Genomic DNA, 16,403 nt, shown 5'->3' with positions numbered 1-16,403 from the left:
TAGAGCTAGGTTATATCATGAGTCTTGAGCAATCTTTGGAATATCTCACCAAAACAAATTTGCCGATCGAATCAAAGCAGCAGGCACTGGTTGACTCAGTTATTCTTACCCTAACGAAACAAAAACGAGATGCTCTTTTTCAACAGGTTGCTCTGTATCGAATAAAACTGCTTAAATCTCTCTTTCCTAAACACGCATCAAAAAGTCTTTCTGCACTATTTGAGTTAATGGATTATCGAGATTTAGTGCAACAGTATCCGACAGGTTTCTCCAAAGAGATTCGTTTACTTGAACAACTTGCCGCAGATTGTTACCCGCATTGGATGGTTTTCTGGTATCAATGCGAGATCGAAGCAATCAAGCAAAAATATCCTTCAAACGAAGCTGCGATTCCTACTCCGCTTCCGTTTGACGACCACAGCTATACTAGCGTGTTAATTGAAGATATCGCAGATTGCGATCTTGAGGTAATGCTGCCAAATCATGCAGCGTTAATGCCGATTTCCGAAGCGATCACACTGAGTAATCTTGAGCTTTTCGTCCAAACTGAACAATGGTTTGAAATCTTGCCTCTTTTATCACTCTCGCAAAAAGGGCAGCACTTTGCGCTCTTGCTCAAATCGTCATCTTCACCAATCTTGGTCTCCTCCGCTTTAGTGCAAAGCTGGCATCAACGAAATAACTGGCTCAGTTACTCACCACAGTTTAGTAACGAACAATGGCAGTTTTGCTTTCCTAATCATGGGTACAGTGTTCTCAATCAACTGGGTATTTTGGAGTGTCGTGCTCTAACTCCTGAGCACACTCTTGTTGGGTTTGATGCTCAGTTTCAATCTCATGTAAAGAACACTGAAGCGGTTTGCGAAGTACTGCGTCTTACGGTGGGAGGCAACATTCAACAAAAGCTGTATTTTTTGTATCTGGCGCAAAAAACTATGATGAGCGAGCTCTATAAAGCAGGCTATAAGCTCGGCTTTACCATTATTGAGCAAGTGTTTATGTTAAATTTCTATCAATCTATTGATTTAAGTGCCTACTTTCACTCAGGATACCGCGACATTAACGGTGACGGTACCAAGACATACCGCGGTTTCTGGAATTTAGGTATGATGGTTGAAGCATTTCAAGACATACAATTTCGCGACTACAAACATTGCGTACGAACAAAAAGAATGGATAAAAAGGTGAATGAGCATGCTTGATGTTCATTTGCACGGTCTCTTTTACCCAAAAGCAATGGCATTGTACGCGACTGTACTAATAGTATTCGCTTGGCTACTGTATTACTGCTATCGCCTAAAACAGAAGAGTGAATCAATCTTAGGCTCGCATCACGCGCCTTACATCGCTTATTCCAGCTGTATCATTGTTTGGATAAGCAGCAACGCCTATTTCCATACCGATTTATTGCCAGAATTAGGCTCTGTTGGTGGCATTTTTATGGCTAAGTTAGCGAACTTAGCGTCTTTTTTCGCCTTTGCGTTTGCATTCTATTTTTCTTGCCAGTTAACCGCAGATGTTAAAAAAACAGCGGTCAAAGTCTGGCAAAAAGTCGTCTTTGTCACACTAGCAACGTATTCACTGTACATCAACTTAGTGCCGAATCTTACTGTCGAAAATGTCACCATTAGTGGTCCAAGCCAGTTCGTCATTGAATTTGGCCCACATACCTCATATTTTTTCATTAGTTTGCTAGCTTTCGTGGTACTAACGCTGCTTAACTTGATTGCCATGCGCGCGAACAGCAGCAAACTCACGCTAGCAAAAAGCAACTATATGATCGCTGGCATTTTGGTATTCATGTTATCTACGGCAGTGATACACCTTGGAATGACGTATTTCCTTGGCGACTTCTCCCTAACTTGGTTACCACCAGCACTTTCAATCAGCGAAATGTTGTTTGTGGGCTATGCCCTACTTACCTCTCGCTTCTACAGCGCTAAATATCTCACGTACTTAACGGTAAGCGCGCTCTTAGTCTGCGCCATTTTTGTTCTGCCGCTAGGGGCGATATTTATTCCTATCTCTGAAGATAACCAATGGCTTGTTGCGGTACCTTTATGTGCGCTTATCGGTATCACTTGGCACTTGCTTTTTAAGCGAGTCAGTCGTTACGCTTCGTATTTTATTTATGGGAAACGACACACTCCCGTTCAGCAAATCCTTGGGTTAGAGGAAGAGTTTAAACGCTCAATAGATGATGCTATGCATCAGTTGGCATCGTTACTTAACATACCAAACAACAAGCTGCAGCTAGTCACTAGCAATTACACAGAAACGTTTTACGAAGAGTACCTGCCGTCAAGCAAGTCAGTTCTCGTGCTTGATGAGTTGTCTGAAGAAATTGATTATGCCTCCTCTTCTAAAGGGTCGATGAGAAAGCTCTACGAGCGCATGCGCTCAAGCAATACTGCGCTCGTTATGCCTCTCTTCGGTCGTGGAAAGTCTGTTACTCACTTACTAATTTCTTCACATAAAATAGATAATAAGCTGTTTTCTAATGAAGAAATCTCAGCTCTGCAAACGTTATTAGTTCGCATCCAGAGCACCATTGAAGCCGATAGAAAGGTACGCCAAAGCCGTGCGCTGGCTAACTCCATTGCACATGAAATGCGTAACCCTCTCGCTCAAGTACAATTACAATTTGAAGCTTTAAAACAACATATAGAGTCAAACGCCTCACTGGATACGCTAAAAAGAGAAATTGATAAAGGTGAAGCCGCTATACAACGCGGTCGACAACTTATCGATATTATTTTACGAGAAGTTAGCGACAGTTCACCAGAGCATGAGCCTTTAGCTCTCACTTCCATACATAAAGCCATCGACCAAGCAGTAAGCCGTTATGGTTTTGAAAACGATCAAATAATAGAGAGAATTAACCTGCCACAGGCACACGATTTTGTCGCGAAGTTAAATGAGACCCTGTTTAACTTTGTCATTTTCAATTTGATTCGTAACGCTATCTACTATTTTGATTCTTATCCCGACAGTCAAATTGAGATTCGTACCCAGACGGGGGCTTACGAAAACATTCTGATCTTCCGAGATAGTGGGCCAGGTATAGATAGCAGTATCTTACACAAGATATTTGATGACTTTTTCTCGTATCAAAAAAGCGGAGGCAGTGGCTTAGGTTTGGGCTATTGCCAACGTGTTATGCGCTCCTTCGGAGGACGAATAGAGTGCCAGTCTGAATTGAACGAGTTCACAGAATTCTACTTGTATTTCCCAGTCGTACCAAACGCACCAAAACCAGAGACATTAAGAGCACCGGACTTTGATAGCTGGAAAGCAACTCCATCACATTCTGAAAATCATTCAGCTCAACACGTACAAGTATGTAAAGATGCACCAACAGTGCTCATTGTTGATGACAAAGAGGTGCAACGCACCTTGGTACAGATGTATTTAAAAAGATTGGGAGTCAACAGCTTACAAGCAAATAATGGAGCCTCTGCGGTAGAACTATTCCACTCTCACAAGATTGATCTCGTTCTTATGGATGTCCAAATGCCGGTAATGAATGGATTTGACGCAAGCCAACGGATTAAGCAAATCACATCCTCCGTTCCAATCATTGCCTTATCTGGTGAGTCTGGAGCTAGAGAGTTGGAGCTAATTTCGAAACTCATGGATGACAGACTCGAAAAGCCCACCACGTTAAATGCACTTCAAGTCGTCATCCAAAGATGGCTACAGAACGAGAATTTTGCACCTTCCAACACTTTTTAATCTGCAAATATAGAATTGGCACTAGATGTGCATTATTGGAGTAAATCGAATTATCCAGAAGGTCAAGCAGGCTACAAAAGAGTAGCGTATGAGCTTGATAAGGAGATCGCCATGTTACTTCATCGACATACATACTACGGCCTGATTCATCATGGAATCAAAACACTGTTACTTGATCGCTTAGGCCACTATACAGAAGAAGAGTATCATCAATATCTGACCCTGATGACTGGTAAATCCACTTGCTTCACGATGTCTCTCGAAAAGCTAGAAGCAACGGTCGATAACTTACTGCGGGAAGGCTATTTAGAAGATGTAAAAACGCTTATTTCCCAATATCAACGTGTGGCTTAAGGTTTAAAACTCTCAACTTTATTGCCGCCTCATCGCGGCAATTTTTATTCCTTCCATTTGCTGTTTCGACGTGGAAGAAGCTTGCGGGCTGTACGATATACTAAGCGTTACTATTCTTACCTTAACTTCCTCAGTATTCACATCTTGTCAGATTCCGTTAGACTGTCTTCAATTCAATAATTAGGTAGATTTTGCCATCATGAAGCAGATCCTAGACTTTATACCACTCATCGTTTTCTTCGCTTTATACAAGCTGTACGACATCTACGTGGCGACAGGTGCACTGATCGTAGCAACAGCCATTCAACTTGTCGTCACCTACGCGCTGTATAAGAAAGTCGAAAAGATGCAACTAATAACATTTGTTATCGTCACTATCTTCGGTGGCATGACCCTTTTCTTCCACGACGACAATTTTATAAAGTGGAAAGTCACCATCATTTACGCGATTCTGGCGATTGGCTTAGCAGTGAGCCACGCATTGGGAAAATCAGCCATCAAAGGTATGCTAGGCAAGGAAATTACGTTACCTGACGCTGTTTGGGCAAAGATTAACTGGGCTTGGGTTGGCTTCTTCTCATTCTTCGCTGGCCTAAATATTTATATTGCTTACGAATTGCCATTGGATGTTTGGGTTAACTTCAAAGTATTTGGAATGTTGATCGCGACATTTGCCTACATGATTGTGACTGGCTTTTACATTTATAAACACATGCCAAAAGAACAAAAAAATAACTCATCCGATGTGTCCACTGATGATTAAAAACTCAGTTTTGCTATAATCCGCGACTTCACAGCGACCTTAGGGTCGCTGTTTTGCTCCATGTATCAGTAAACCGCTCAAACAACGTACCGTTTTCAGACCATTCTTGCTGCTGTAAACCAACTTTCTCTGGTCCGGTATCTGCGGTTTTTTAAGGACCTTTGGTTCTAGGTATTTACTATGTTGGCGCTTAGTTTGAGCGCCTTTAAGATTTAGGATGTCACAATGAGTCAAGAAATTAGCTCTCCGAAAGGTCAAATGCTGCTTCGTACCCTTGCAATGCCTGCAGATACAAACGCCAATGGCGATATTTTTGGCGGTTGGATAATGTCACAGCTCGACTTAGCAGGCGCGATTCTGGCAAAAGAGATCTCTTGTGGTCGCGTTGTCACCGTTTCGGTATCAAGCATTACGTTCAAAAAACCTGTTGGTGTGGGCGATGTCGTATGCTGCTACGGCGAATGCACTAAGATCGGCCGCACATCCATGAGTGTCGATTTGGAAGTATGGGTCAAACCCGTCAAAGCTCACGGTGTTGGCGAACGCTTCATGGTTTGTGATGCGACCTTCAACTACGTAGCCATTGACAGTGAAGGTAAACCGCGTCCGGTTCAGAATTAGTCAACCTACAACGCTAACAGTTAGAAAGGATCTCACATTTTCTGTTGTTCACTTGTGAGAGACACAAAAAAGGCGTTAAATTAACACTTTACCCTACCAATTAAGGAACTATGCTATGTGGTATGTCATCTTTTCACAGGACGTTGAGAACTCGTTGGAAAAACGCATGAGCGTTCGCCCACAACACTTGGATCGCTTACAAAAGCTACAAGACGAAGGCCGCCTTCTTACAGCTGGTCCGATGCCTGCGATAGATTCTGACAATCCTGGTGAAGCTGGATTTACGGGCTCAACTGTCATCGCTGAATTCGCTTCTCTAGAGGATGCTAAAGCGTGGGCAGAAGCCGATCCTTATGTAGCGGCTGGTGTTTACGATCATGTAATCGTGAAACCGTTCAAAAAAGTGTTTTAATTTATGAAAAAATTACTGTGTCTTTTCTTGGTATTTGGTGCTCTGGCTGGCTGTTCATCAACCGATGATAATCAGCGCCAACTTGAGCTTATGGCATCAAACCGAGCAGGAGTCTTGTCTGCGGGCCTCCCTTTAGAGTACGGTCCACTGCAAATAATGCGTGTCTCATCCAACAAAAATGTTGTAGAGATGATGATGATTTATAACGATGGCGCACTCGGTGCAAAGCCGTTAAATCAAGTACTGAATACCAGTATCTATACCTACTGCAGCAACCCAGAAGTTCGCAAGCAAATTGATATGGGCTTGATGTATCGTATTAAGGTACGTAATTCTCGCGGTCAGTTGATGGCAGATGAGTTGGTTTCCGCACAGACTTGTACTCAGGTGAAGTAGCTACAGTAATTTTTGTTGCTTTCGGCATGAGACGATGATTCGCTATTATTGGATAATCTGAAAACGAAAGTTAACAATTAAGAATAGAAAAACGGAGACCACAGTCTCCGTTTTTATTTGCTGCAACGATGTGTTACGCCAGCTCAGCACGGAGCTTCTTCGCCGCTGAAACCAGATTTGCCAATGCGGCTTCTGTCTCCTTCCAGTTTCGTGTTTTCAGACCACAATCTGGGTTTACCCACAAACGTTGAGCCGGAATTTTTTCTGCCGCTTTCTTGATTAAACCTTCAATCCATTCTTCCGTAGGAATGTTTGGTGAGTGAATGTCATAAACACCAGGGCCAATTTCGTTCGGGTAATTGAACTCTTCAAATGCTTTCAGCAGCTCCATATTTGAGCGAGATGTTTCAATGGTAATGACGTCCGCATCGAGTGCCGCAACCGAATCAATGATTTCATTGAACTCGCTGTAACACATATGAGTGTGAATCTGAGTTTCTGGTTTTGCACTTGCCGCAGAGACCTTAAACGCATTTACGGCCCATTCTAAGTACGCTTTGTGATCGCGTTTTTTGAGTGGTAAACCTTCTCGAATGGCTGGCTCGTCAATTTGAATGATATTGATGCCTGCATCTTGCAGGTCAGACACCTCATCACGTAGTGCCAAAGCAAGTTGCTGCGCAATTTCTTGACGTGTGATGTCTTCACGTGGGAACGTCCAACATAAAATCGTTACTGGTCCAGTCAACATGCCTTTCATCTGTTTGCTGGTTAGCGATTGTGCGTACGTCGACCATTCAACTGTGATCGGTTTTTCACGTTCAATGTCAGCAACTACAATGGCAGGTTTCACACAGCGAGAACCATAACTCTGTACCCAACCAAATTTGGTCGTTTGAAAACCCGCCAAGTTCTCAGCGAAGTATTCCACCATGTCGTTACGCTCTGCTTCACCATGAACTAGCACATCTAGGTCGAGCGCCTCTTGACGTTTTACTGCGTCAGCAATATGTCCTTTAAGTGCTTGGATATATTCAGACTCAGATAATTGACCTGTACGATAAGCGCTGCGCTGCACCCGGATTTCATCCGTTTGAGGAAAAGAGCCGATTGTCGTTGTTGGCAACAAAGGCAAGCCCAATACTTCAGCTTGATGCGCAGCACGCTCCGCGTAAGGTGCGCTGCGCTCGGCAAGTGACGCAGTAATACTGTTTAAACGTGCTTGAACTTGTGGCTTATTCACATGCGTTGCCGTTTTACGTGCTTTGATTGGCTGGCTGTAGGTATCACAAGCGAGAATCGCATCTTGATCACCATCGAGTGCGCGGCCAAGCAAGGCGACTTCTGTTACTTTTTGTTTTGCGAACGCAAACCAGCTTTTCACTTCCTCACTGAGTTCTGTTTCCTGTTCCAGATCAACCGGGCTATGTAGCAAAGAGCATGAGCTCGCAACCCAAAGGTTGTCGCCCAGTTTTTCTTTTACTGGCTGTAGACGTTCAAGTTGCGCACTCAAATCCGAGCGCCACACGTTACGACCGTTGACCACGCCAGCAGACAGCACCCACCCCTCCGGTAGTTTGGCAACCACGTCGTCAAGCTGCTGAGGCGCGGCAGATAAATCGATATGTAAACCATCCACTGGTAGCTTTACAATTTTGTCTAGCGTATCGCTTATAGAGTCAAAGTACGTCGTTAGCAGCACTTTTACATCGCTTCGAATCACTTGGTACGCTAGCTTGAACGCATCAGCCCATTTGCTTTCTAGCTCCAGTGACAAAATTGGCTCATCAATCTGAACCCACTCAACACCTTGACTTGCGAGCTTTGCCAAAATAGCTTGGTAAGCCGTAAGCAATCGTGGCAGTAGCGTCAGGCGATCGAACCCTTCTTCTACCTCTTTACCTAAGTAAAGATAACTGACTGGACCAAGCAAAACTGGCTTCACTTTATGCCCAGCTTGGGTTGCTTCGTTGACTTCTTCAAACAGTTGCGGCCAGCTCACTTCAAACGTATCGTCCTTGCTGAATTCAGGGACAATGTAATGGTAGTTTGTGTTGAACCATTTGGTCATATCCGATGCCGCAGCGCCCGCACAGCTGCAACCCGCCTGAGATTGACCGCGACCCACTTTAAACAACGTATCCAGGTTAGGGAAACCATCAGCGTGACGCTTTGGCACATGACCCAATAGCAACGTGGTCGTCAGTACATGATCGTACCAAGCGAAGTCGCCAGCGGTGGCAAAACTCAGACCAGCATCCGTTTGTATTTGCCAGTTTTTGGCGCGTAGATCTGCCCCAACCTTTTTAAGCTCAGCTTGATCAATTTCTCCTCGCCAGTATTTCTCCTGAGCGAATTTTAATTCTCTTTTTTCACCAATGCGTGGATAACCTAGTATGTGAGTCGTTGTCGCCATGTCCCTATTCCTTTCTCAATTTTGTTCAATTTGTTTGGGTCAGAGCATCTTTCGGTAAATAATAAGATGTCTGGATGGCTAAACTATCGCTCTCATCTGATATTAGAACAACGTCCATTTATTCAACTTGTTTATTAAAAAAATTCATCATGAAGCGACATGATTCGCAAATAAAAACAACAAATAGACGTCTAGACGTTTACATATCCATTTTTTGTCGTTAAGTTATTTACACGATTGCTATTCTGTTCATAGCGAGCAACAAAGGATGAAAGGAATTCATGATAGAGCTAAAACATTTGCGGACACTCACTTCGCTTCGAGACACTGGCTCTCTAACGGCGACAGCGACCGCTTTGCATCTCACTCAGTCGGCACTGTCTCATCAGATCAAAGATTTGGAGGCGCGAATTGGAGGGCAACTGTTCCTGAGAAAGACTCGTCCGGTGAAGTTCACTTCAGAGGGAGAAATCCTATTGCGTCTTGCAGAAGATATCCTTCCGAAACTCGCAAGAGCAGAAAATGATATAGCGAGCTTGAAAGAAGACGTCAATGGCCGATTACATATGGCCATTGAATGTCACTCTTGCTTCCAATGGCTAATGCCTGCACTTAGGGAGTACCAACTTGCTTGGCCTAGCGTAACATTGGACTTTTCCTCTGGTTTTGGCTTTGAACCACTCCCAGCTCTATTGGCAGGCGAACTTGATCTCGTTATTACTTCCGATATCCAACCTCGATCTGAAGTCCACTACGAGCCTCTATTCGACTTTGAAATGCGTTTAATTACCGCAACCAATCACCCATTGGCGGAAAAAGAAATTATTGATCCGCAAGATCTCGCAGATCAAACCATGCTCTCTTATCCGGTTCAAAAACAAAGGCTGGACGTCGTAAAACACTTTCTTCAGCCAGCAGGAATAGAACCTGCGAAATGGAAGCAAGCCGACAACACTCTCATGTTAGTTCAGATGGTCTCTGCTGGATTAGGGGTGGCGGCACTACCCAATTGGGCGATTTCTGAATTTTCTCGCCAAGGTCTTATTACCAGTAAACCTTTCGGCCAAGGCTTATGGCGTCGCTTGTTTGCTGCAACGCGTCACTCAGAGAAAGAAAAGCGTTACTTACAAGCTTTTTTCGCAACCGCGAGGCTACAATGTAAAAGCCACCTTGACGGAATCAAGGTGGCTTAAAAGATTTGGATTATGAAAGGCTTAGCGTTGATATGCTTTAAATTGGTTAGTCAATGGATCGTACTGATAACCGAGCATATCAAGCTTGCCGACTACAGACTCTACATCCATCTCATACACTGATACTAACTCGTCAAAACTGTCGCACTCTAAACGTAGCTTTTCGTTGACGATACCTAGCAAAATAGTGCTGTCCAGATTACCTACATTGCTTAAATCCATCGCGACTCTCCTCTTCGACAAGGTATATAAACAAGCGTAGTAGCAATTATGCGAATTTAAAGTGAGTGCGATCTAAAACGTGATCACCTTATACCCAAGCACCAAGAAAGCACTTGGATATAAGCTGTCTAGCTTTGTCTTTAGAATAGAGGTTAAGCCGCGAGAGAGAATAAACCTTGCAGGCTCGTCATCGACGCGAGTGCTAGCAACAAGGCAACGCTCAGTTGCACCTTTTCTGGTTTCTTATGCGTAAAAATATGCCAACACCACACAATAATTGAAGAAATTAGCATAGCTAAAGACAGCAAGATCGGCTGTGTCGCAGCGTTTAGTGTGGCTTCATTTAACTGGTAAGAAGCAAACAACGTTGCGATGACTAATAGCATTCCAGACACAATGCCCGTAACTGGTAAAATACGGTGAAATGCCTGTAGTCTGCTGCGAGCTATCGTAAGCAGCAATTGAGAAAATGACGCCCCAAGGAAAAATATCATTAGCGCCATCGCTATCGATGCTGGCCAGCTTGATTGCTCAAATACTTGAATACTCACATACGCAAAGGCCAAACCATTCGCTAAATGCATCGCCCATAGTGGCCCTTTCTCACGCGTTTTCTTGGTTTGAACCTGAGAATAAAAGTAGAAAATAGCAAACACGATCATAAATGCTTCAATGCGAAGTGACGCAACAGCGAGCCACAATACAGCTACTGCTGGCAACATTTTATGAAGACGTCCTCGCTGACCAGGACAAATATCGCCCTTTATTAGAAGCAAAGTCAGTAGCGCTTGTGCGCCAAATAGCATCGGAGGGAAAGTAACCAGCAATTGTTGAATCATGTTGAATGCACGCTCAAAAGTCATTTTGGGGGGCGATAATATCAAATCAACTATCGCCAAACCACCGAAAGTCGGCCCCCAAATGAGCTAAAACGGTAAGACAATTTTATTCACAGAGAGGCAAGATACTTCAACGCGTCTTCCTGCGTTAAAACTCCACGGTACTCTTCTTTGGTATTACACAGTACCCAAGGGAAACGAATGCCGGTTTTAACCAACTCTCGAATAACAGAGACAGGTAAATCCTCATCAACCAACACAAAATCGGTGCTCATTATATGATTAACAGGACGTTTCCAAATTCGGCTTTCTCGTTCAGTTTCTCGCTCTGTGCCCATCGAGGGCGTTAGGTGTAAATTCACCGTCTCTTTCGTAATTAACCCAACACAACGATTTTCATTGAGAACAACTAAAGGCGAGCTTGGATTCAAATTCATGTACTCCACTGCCAAGGAGAGCGGTTCTCCAGGGTCCATAGACCTGACTTGTTCATGGCTCACAGATTGCAACACATCACTTTGCTTAGACTCAATCGCGATGTCAGAGAACAGATGCTCATAACTGTTCGCTTTATCCATCAAATCGACAGGCACGGCAGCAGAAAATAGAAAGCCCTGCATGTAATCGACACCGATTTCTGCCAATACTTGAAGTTCTTGCTTGGATTCCACGCCTTCAGCAACCACTTTTACATTCATTTGCTGTGCAAGCTCGGTGACCATTTTCACAATGTTATAGCTGGTGCTCCCTTTATGAATGTTCTTGATGAATTTTCGGTCTATTTTCAGTAAATCAAACTGCCCTTTTTCTAGATAAGAAAAAGAAGAATACCCAGTACCGAAGTCATCAATCGCGATCTCAATGCCCTCTTTCCGCACTTCCTCTAGAGCTCGAGTATGCTCCTCATCTTGTTCAAAATACGCGGTTTCTGTTAGCTCGATAGTTACTCGCTTAGGGTCTACACCACTGGCTTTAATCAAATCATGCGACCGCTGAAGGATCTGAAGAGAATCCAATTTCGTATTGAGGGAGCGATTGATGGTCACGCCCACTTCCTCGCCATAAATTTCTTGTAAGCGCGGAAAGTGCTTCAACGCAGCTTGGCAGACCACATCATCAAGTGCCGCTATGAGTTCTAGATCTTCAATAATAGCGATCATCTTCTGCGTACAATACGCATCATTTTCATCATAGAAGCGTGCGAGGGCCTCGAACTTAACCACTCTTCCGGTTTGAACGTCGATAATCGGTTGAAAGTAAACGTCCACTAGTCCACTCTCTATTTGCGCCTCCAAAAACGCCTCGAGATGTTGGCGCTTCACTAATTCAGAGTGAAGTTCACTGTCGTAAAAGTTGAAATAGCTGCCTTCACCGGAAATAGAGGACAACATCGCTTGCGCTGCATGTGCTAGCGCTTGTCTTGGTCGGTTCGTATCATAGCCAAGGATTGACACACCAGTTTGGCCTTTAACGATAGTGGCATGCATTTTTGTGCCCATTTCATTTCTAAGCTCATTAAAGAATCCTTTCATGGCAATTTGGATCAAACGAACCGGGCTCAACCATTGACAATGAGGGGTCTGCAAGCATACGACAAACACATCCCGAGATAACTGCCCCGCAATACTGGTGTAGCGACTTCGCATAATAAAATCTGCAAAACCTAATTGCTGTTCAAGCAAGTATCTCTCCGAAAACTTGGGTCTGAGTGTCATAACAATGTTGAGTTCTTTATTTCTGCTTTCATTCGCTAAGTTAGCTAATTGGAGTTCAAATTCTTTCCTCGTTGGTAAAAAGGCAGCCCAATCATGCTGTTGTTCACAACGATTTTTCATCCACAACAACGAAGCAGAAATATCCGTAGAAAATCCGAGATAAAGAATTCGTCCAGAGTGAAACGTAAGTCGGTAAATACAAAGATGATGAGCTTGGTTGCTACCATTTGCTGTTTTGCTCAGCAAGTTACCACACCAACATCCTTCATCATTAATTTGCTGCCACAGCTGCTCATAAAACGCTTGGCTATGGTGAGAGGTACTGAATATATGAGTTTTAAGCCCAACCAGATCTCGGTTTTGATAGCCCATTTGTAACTCAAAGGCACGGTTACAACCTAAGATGCGCGTATCTTCATCGGCAACTAAAACGCCTACATTTGGCAAATCAAAAATCGTTTCGAGGATTTTCGCTAACTCCTCGCAACCAGTGATTGTTAATTGTGGAATGATAGTGCCTTGGATAATGCGCTTATTGAGCCTTTCAAAACTAATAGTAACGTGCACTAAGTTAACGTTTTTTAGCATCATGCAACAAGAAAACCGCCCCCGTCCGCCAAAGAGTTCCACTTCTAGAATTCGTTGTTTTAGAGTTTCTTGTTGCCCCATCAGCATATGATCAAACAAGTTATTTAGGCTGGTTACTGGCGTACTTATCCCAAATGCCTTTGCCATTCCTTGCTGATCACATTCGAACTCGCGAGTATCAATATCGTAAGACCACTCTATAACAGGAGTTAGACTGGAAGTCGTTTGCATTTTTGGATGCACTGTTGTCGTAGATTCACTCATACCCTAGCCCCTTTTTTTGTAATTAGCCCAAGGCTCAAAATTCACAGTCAATTCGCGACATTCCAGTTGGGACCTGCCGATCCTCTTTATAGATGGATTGTGTCAACGATAAGCCTATCGACTTAGAACTATTTCCAGAGCAGCTCAGCCTTTTGCATTTAATATGCACTAATTTGATTATAGGCTTTACCCCATATAAGCACACCATTGCTTATACTTTGTATTAAGATTGCGACATTTTTCATGAACCGATCTATAACCATGAGGCTTTCAAGGTGAAATTAGACAGAAAATCGCCGATAGAGCATTGATATTTTTACAAACCAAATAAAACTCGATGAACTAAGCTGGAATAGATGAGTTTGTTATAGATACCTGATAATCAAATCGCTATAATTCGCGCTCCCTGGAACAGAGAGCAAAATATGACCAATAACATCACTCCTATTCATGAGTACAAAAAATACTGGGCAGAGTGTTTTGGTACGGCACCTTTCTTGCCGACCAGTCGCAAAGAAATGGATGCCCTAGGATGGGATAGCTGTGACATTATCATTGTAACCGGTGACGCTTATGTGGATCACCCAAGCTTTGGTATGGCTATCATTGGCCGCCTGCTAGAAGCACAAGGTTTCCGTGTCGGTATCATTGCTCAACCAGAATGGCAAAATAAAGATGCGTTCATGCAACTTGGTAAGCCAAATCTGTTCTTCGGGATCACTGCGGGTAACATGGACTCCATGATCAACCGTTACACTGCGGATAAAAAACTTCGTCACGATGACGCGTACACACCAAATAACGAAGGTGGCAAACGCCCAGACCGAGCAACGTTGGTTTACTCTCAACGTTGTCGTGAGGCATACAAAGAAGTACCTATTGTTTTAGGTGGTATCGAAGCTAGCCTACGCCGTGTGGCACACTACGATTACTGGTCAGATAAAGTTCGCCGTTCTGTACTGTTTGATGCAAAAGCAGACATCCTACTTTTTGGTAACGCAGAGCGCGCACTTGTCGAAGTAGCACATCGCATCGCAAACGGCGAAGACATCAGCACCATGACCAATATTCGTGGTACTGCCGTGAACTTGCCAGCTGCACCAGAAGGCTACACGGTTATTGATTCTTCTCGCATTGAAAAACCTCGTAAAGAGGCGTTCGTACCAAAGAACCCATACGAAGTAGAAACTCAGTGTGAAACTAAAAAAGACGAGCCAGTTGCACAACCAATCACAATTCGCCCATCACGCCACGATGCTGCGACGACTGCGGTCCGTTTACCTTCGTTTGAAAAGCTAAGAAACGATCGTATTCTTTATGCGCATGCAAGCCGTGTATTGCATCTAGAAACGAACCCGTACTCTGGTCGAGCGTTACTTCAAAGCCATGGTGATCGTGAACTTTGGGTAAACCAAGCCCCAATCCCATTGACGACCGAAGAGATGGACTTTGTGTTTGGCCTGCCTTACGCGCGTGTTCCTCATCCTATGTACGGCAAAGCAAAAATTCCTGCGTACGACATGATCAAGACGTCTGTGAACATCATGCGTGGTTGCTTTGGTGGCTGTTCTTTCTGTTCGATTACCGAGCATGAAGGTCGAATCATTCAAAACCGTTCGAAAGAGTCTATCATCAACGAGATTGAAGAAATTCGCGACAAAGTTCCGGGCTTTACCGGCACAATTTCCGATCTTGGTGGCCCGACTGCAAACATGTACCGCCTGGGCTGTAAAGATCCAAAAGCGGAAGCGAACTGTCGTCGTCCTTCTTGTGTATTCCCGGGCATCTGTAACAAGCTAAACACAGACCACAAACACACAATCGATTTATACCGCGAAGCGCGTAAAGTTGAAGGCGTGAAGAAAGTGATGGTTGCATCTGGCGTACGTTACGACCTTGCGATTGAATCACCAGAATACGTGAAAGAGCTCGTGACTCACCACGTGGGCGGTTACTTGAAGATTGCACCGGAACATACAGAGAAAGGTCCTCTTGATCTAATGATGAAGCCAGGCATGGGTACGTACGATCGCTTTAAAGAGATGTTCGAGAAATACAGTGCAGAAGCAGGCAAGAAGCAGTACTTAATCCCTTATTTTATCTCTGCGCACCCAGGCACAGAGGACGAAGACATGCTGAACCTTGCTCTGTGGCTGAAAAAGAACAACTTCGAATGTGACCAAGTACAAAACTTCTACCCTTCGCCAATGTGTAACGCAACGTCGATGTACTACTCAGAGACAAACCCTCTGAAACGCGTGAAGTACAAAAAACGTGAAGATGTACCTGTAGCAAAAGGTGAACGTCAACGTCGCCTGCATAAAGCGCTGTTGCGTTATCACGATCCAGCAAACTGGCCAATGATCCGTGAAGCCCTAGTCAGTATGGGTAAAAAACATTTGATTGGTGACAAACAAGGCTGTCTCGTTCCTGCAGAAGACATTGAAGCACAAACACCTGCGCAACGTCGTAAATCTGGTCGTCACGGGGCAAACCGCTTTGCAACCAAACATACCAAAAACCAACCAGGCTTCGGTGGTCATTTGAACAAACGCTCTGAAGGCGGTTCAAAAGATGGTAAACCATCTGGCAACCGTAACGGTTCGGGTAAAGCTACAGGTGGTCAACGCCCTGCAAGCAACGGCCAACGTCCTAGCGGCAACGGTGCAAACCGCCCGGCAGGTAGCAAGCCGCAAGGCCAAGGTCGCCCACAAGCACAAGGCAAACCAACTGGTCAACGTAAACCAAAGCGTCGCTAACTCTTTAGCACTTAGATACTAGAAAGGGCTCCAGAGGTAACTCTGGAGCCCTTTTGTTTTGTCGGCTCATTGAGGCGTCACTCACAACTAAAACTTTGATTCAATCAATACAAAAAATGGTAAACA

13 protein-coding genes are annotated in these 16,403 nt (G+C 44.1%); 9 read left to right on the top strand and 4 right to left on the bottom strand.

What is annotated here, in order from left to right; translation table 11 throughout:
• Window positions 1-17 precede the first annotated feature (17 nt).
• The 7 genes from R7070_RS04035 to R7070_RS04005 all read left to right on the top strand — a co-directional run bounded on the left by R7070_RS04035 (window position 18) and on the right by R7070_RS04005 (window position 6,281).
• Entirely contained in the window at window positions 18-1,202 is a 1,185-nt protein-coding gene (locus R7070_RS04035) for an acyl-homoserine-lactone synthase (protein WP_206225589.1), read from the top strand.
• Window positions 1,195-3,735 carry a hybrid sensor histidine kinase/response regulator gene (locus R7070_RS04030; protein ID WP_005376772.1) on the top strand — a complete coding sequence of 847 codons (2,541 nt, stop codon included), beginning with the start codon at window positions 1,195-1,197 and terminating at the stop codon, window positions 3,733-3,735. The genes R7070_RS04035 and R7070_RS04030 overlap by 8 nt, the downstream gene beginning before the upstream one ends.
• Before the next feature lie 111 nt (window positions 3,736-3,846).
• A complete protein-coding gene (locus R7070_RS04025; protein WP_318141098.1) occupies window positions 3,847-4,089 on the top strand; it encodes a hypothetical protein in 243 nt (80 codons plus the stop codon).
• 199 nt (window positions 4,090-4,288) lie between these two features.
• Window positions 4,289-4,852, top strand: coding sequence for a septation protein A (locus R7070_RS04020; RefSeq protein ID WP_085569781.1), 564 nt, complete (start codon window positions 4,289-4,291; stop codon window positions 4,850-4,852).
• A 225-nt stretch (window positions 4,853-5,077) separates the two neighbouring features.
• A complete protein-coding gene (gene yciA / locus R7070_RS04015; protein ID WP_005376768.1) occupies window positions 5,078-5,473 on the top strand; it encodes an acyl-CoA thioester hydrolase YciA in 396 nt (131 codons plus the stop codon).
• Between the two features lie 115 nt (window positions 5,474-5,588).
• Window positions 5,589-5,885: a YciI family protein gene (locus R7070_RS04010; protein WP_005386727.1), complete on the top strand. Its 297-nt coding sequence runs from the start codon at window positions 5,589-5,591 to the stop codon at window positions 5,883-5,885.
• A gap of 3 nt (window positions 5,886-5,888) precedes the next feature.
• Complete coding sequence (locus R7070_RS04005; protein WP_005386726.1) at window positions 5,889-6,281, top strand: GspS/AspS pilotin family protein; 393 nt, start codon at window positions 5,889-5,891, stop codon at window positions 6,279-6,281.
• Window positions 6,282-6,414: 133 nt separating this feature from the next.
• Here R7070_RS04005 and metE read toward each other — a convergent pair whose 3' ends face one another.
• Window positions 6,415-8,697, bottom strand: coding sequence for a 5-methyltetrahydropteroyltriglutamate--homocysteine S-methyltransferase (gene metE, locus R7070_RS04000; protein ID WP_256900122.1), 2,283 nt, complete (start codon window positions 8,695-8,697; stop codon window positions 6,415-6,417).
• Between the two features lie 281 nt (window positions 8,698-8,978).
• Between metE and metR the strand changes: the two genes are divergently transcribed.
• Window positions 8,979-9,890 carry an HTH-type transcriptional regulator MetR gene (gene metR / locus R7070_RS03995; protein ID WP_053349657.1) on the top strand — a complete coding sequence of 304 codons (912 nt, stop codon included), beginning with the start codon at window positions 8,979-8,981 and terminating at the stop codon, window positions 9,888-9,890.
• A gap of 21 nt (window positions 9,891-9,911) precedes the next feature.
• Here the strand turns inward: metR and R7070_RS03990 are convergent, their stop codons facing one another.
• From R7070_RS03990 to R7070_RS03980, 3 genes are all read right to left on the bottom strand, one after another.
• Window positions 9,912-10,112, bottom strand: a complete 201-nt coding sequence (locus tag R7070_RS03990; RefSeq protein ID WP_005376762.1) for a DUF4250 domain-containing protein — start codon at window positions 10,110-10,112, stop codon at window positions 9,912-9,914.
• Between the two features lie 152 nt (window positions 10,113-10,264).
• The gene (locus R7070_RS03985; protein WP_005389354.1) at window positions 10,265-10,975 is read right to left on the bottom strand and encodes a hypothetical protein; all 711 of its coding nucleotides are present in this window, start codon (window positions 10,973-10,975) and stop codon (window positions 10,265-10,267) included.
• A gap of 86 nt (window positions 10,976-11,061) precedes the next feature.
• Window positions 11,062-13,518 (bottom strand): EAL domain-containing protein, encoded by a 2,457-nt coding sequence (locus R7070_RS03980; RefSeq protein ID WP_258495581.1) that lies wholly within the window; start codon window positions 13,516-13,518, stop codon window positions 11,062-11,064.
• 425 nt (window positions 13,519-13,943) lie between these two features.
• Here R7070_RS03980 and R7070_RS03975 point away from each other — a divergent pair, with 425 nt between their 5' ends.
• Window positions 13,944-16,277, top strand: coding sequence for a YgiQ family radical SAM protein (locus R7070_RS03975; RefSeq protein ID WP_054574765.1), 2,334 nt, complete (start codon window positions 13,944-13,946; stop codon window positions 16,275-16,277).
• Window positions 16,278-16,403 lie beyond the last annotated feature (126 nt).

Source organism: Vibrio sp. 1557 (assembly GCF_033340175.1).
GTDB classification, from domain to species: domain Bacteria; phylum Pseudomonadota; class Gammaproteobacteria; order Enterobacterales; family Vibrionaceae; genus Vibrio; species Vibrio alginolyticus.
The sequence above is the reverse complement of the archived record's forward strand: the minus strand, read 5'-3'. Positions and strand labels throughout refer to the sequence as shown.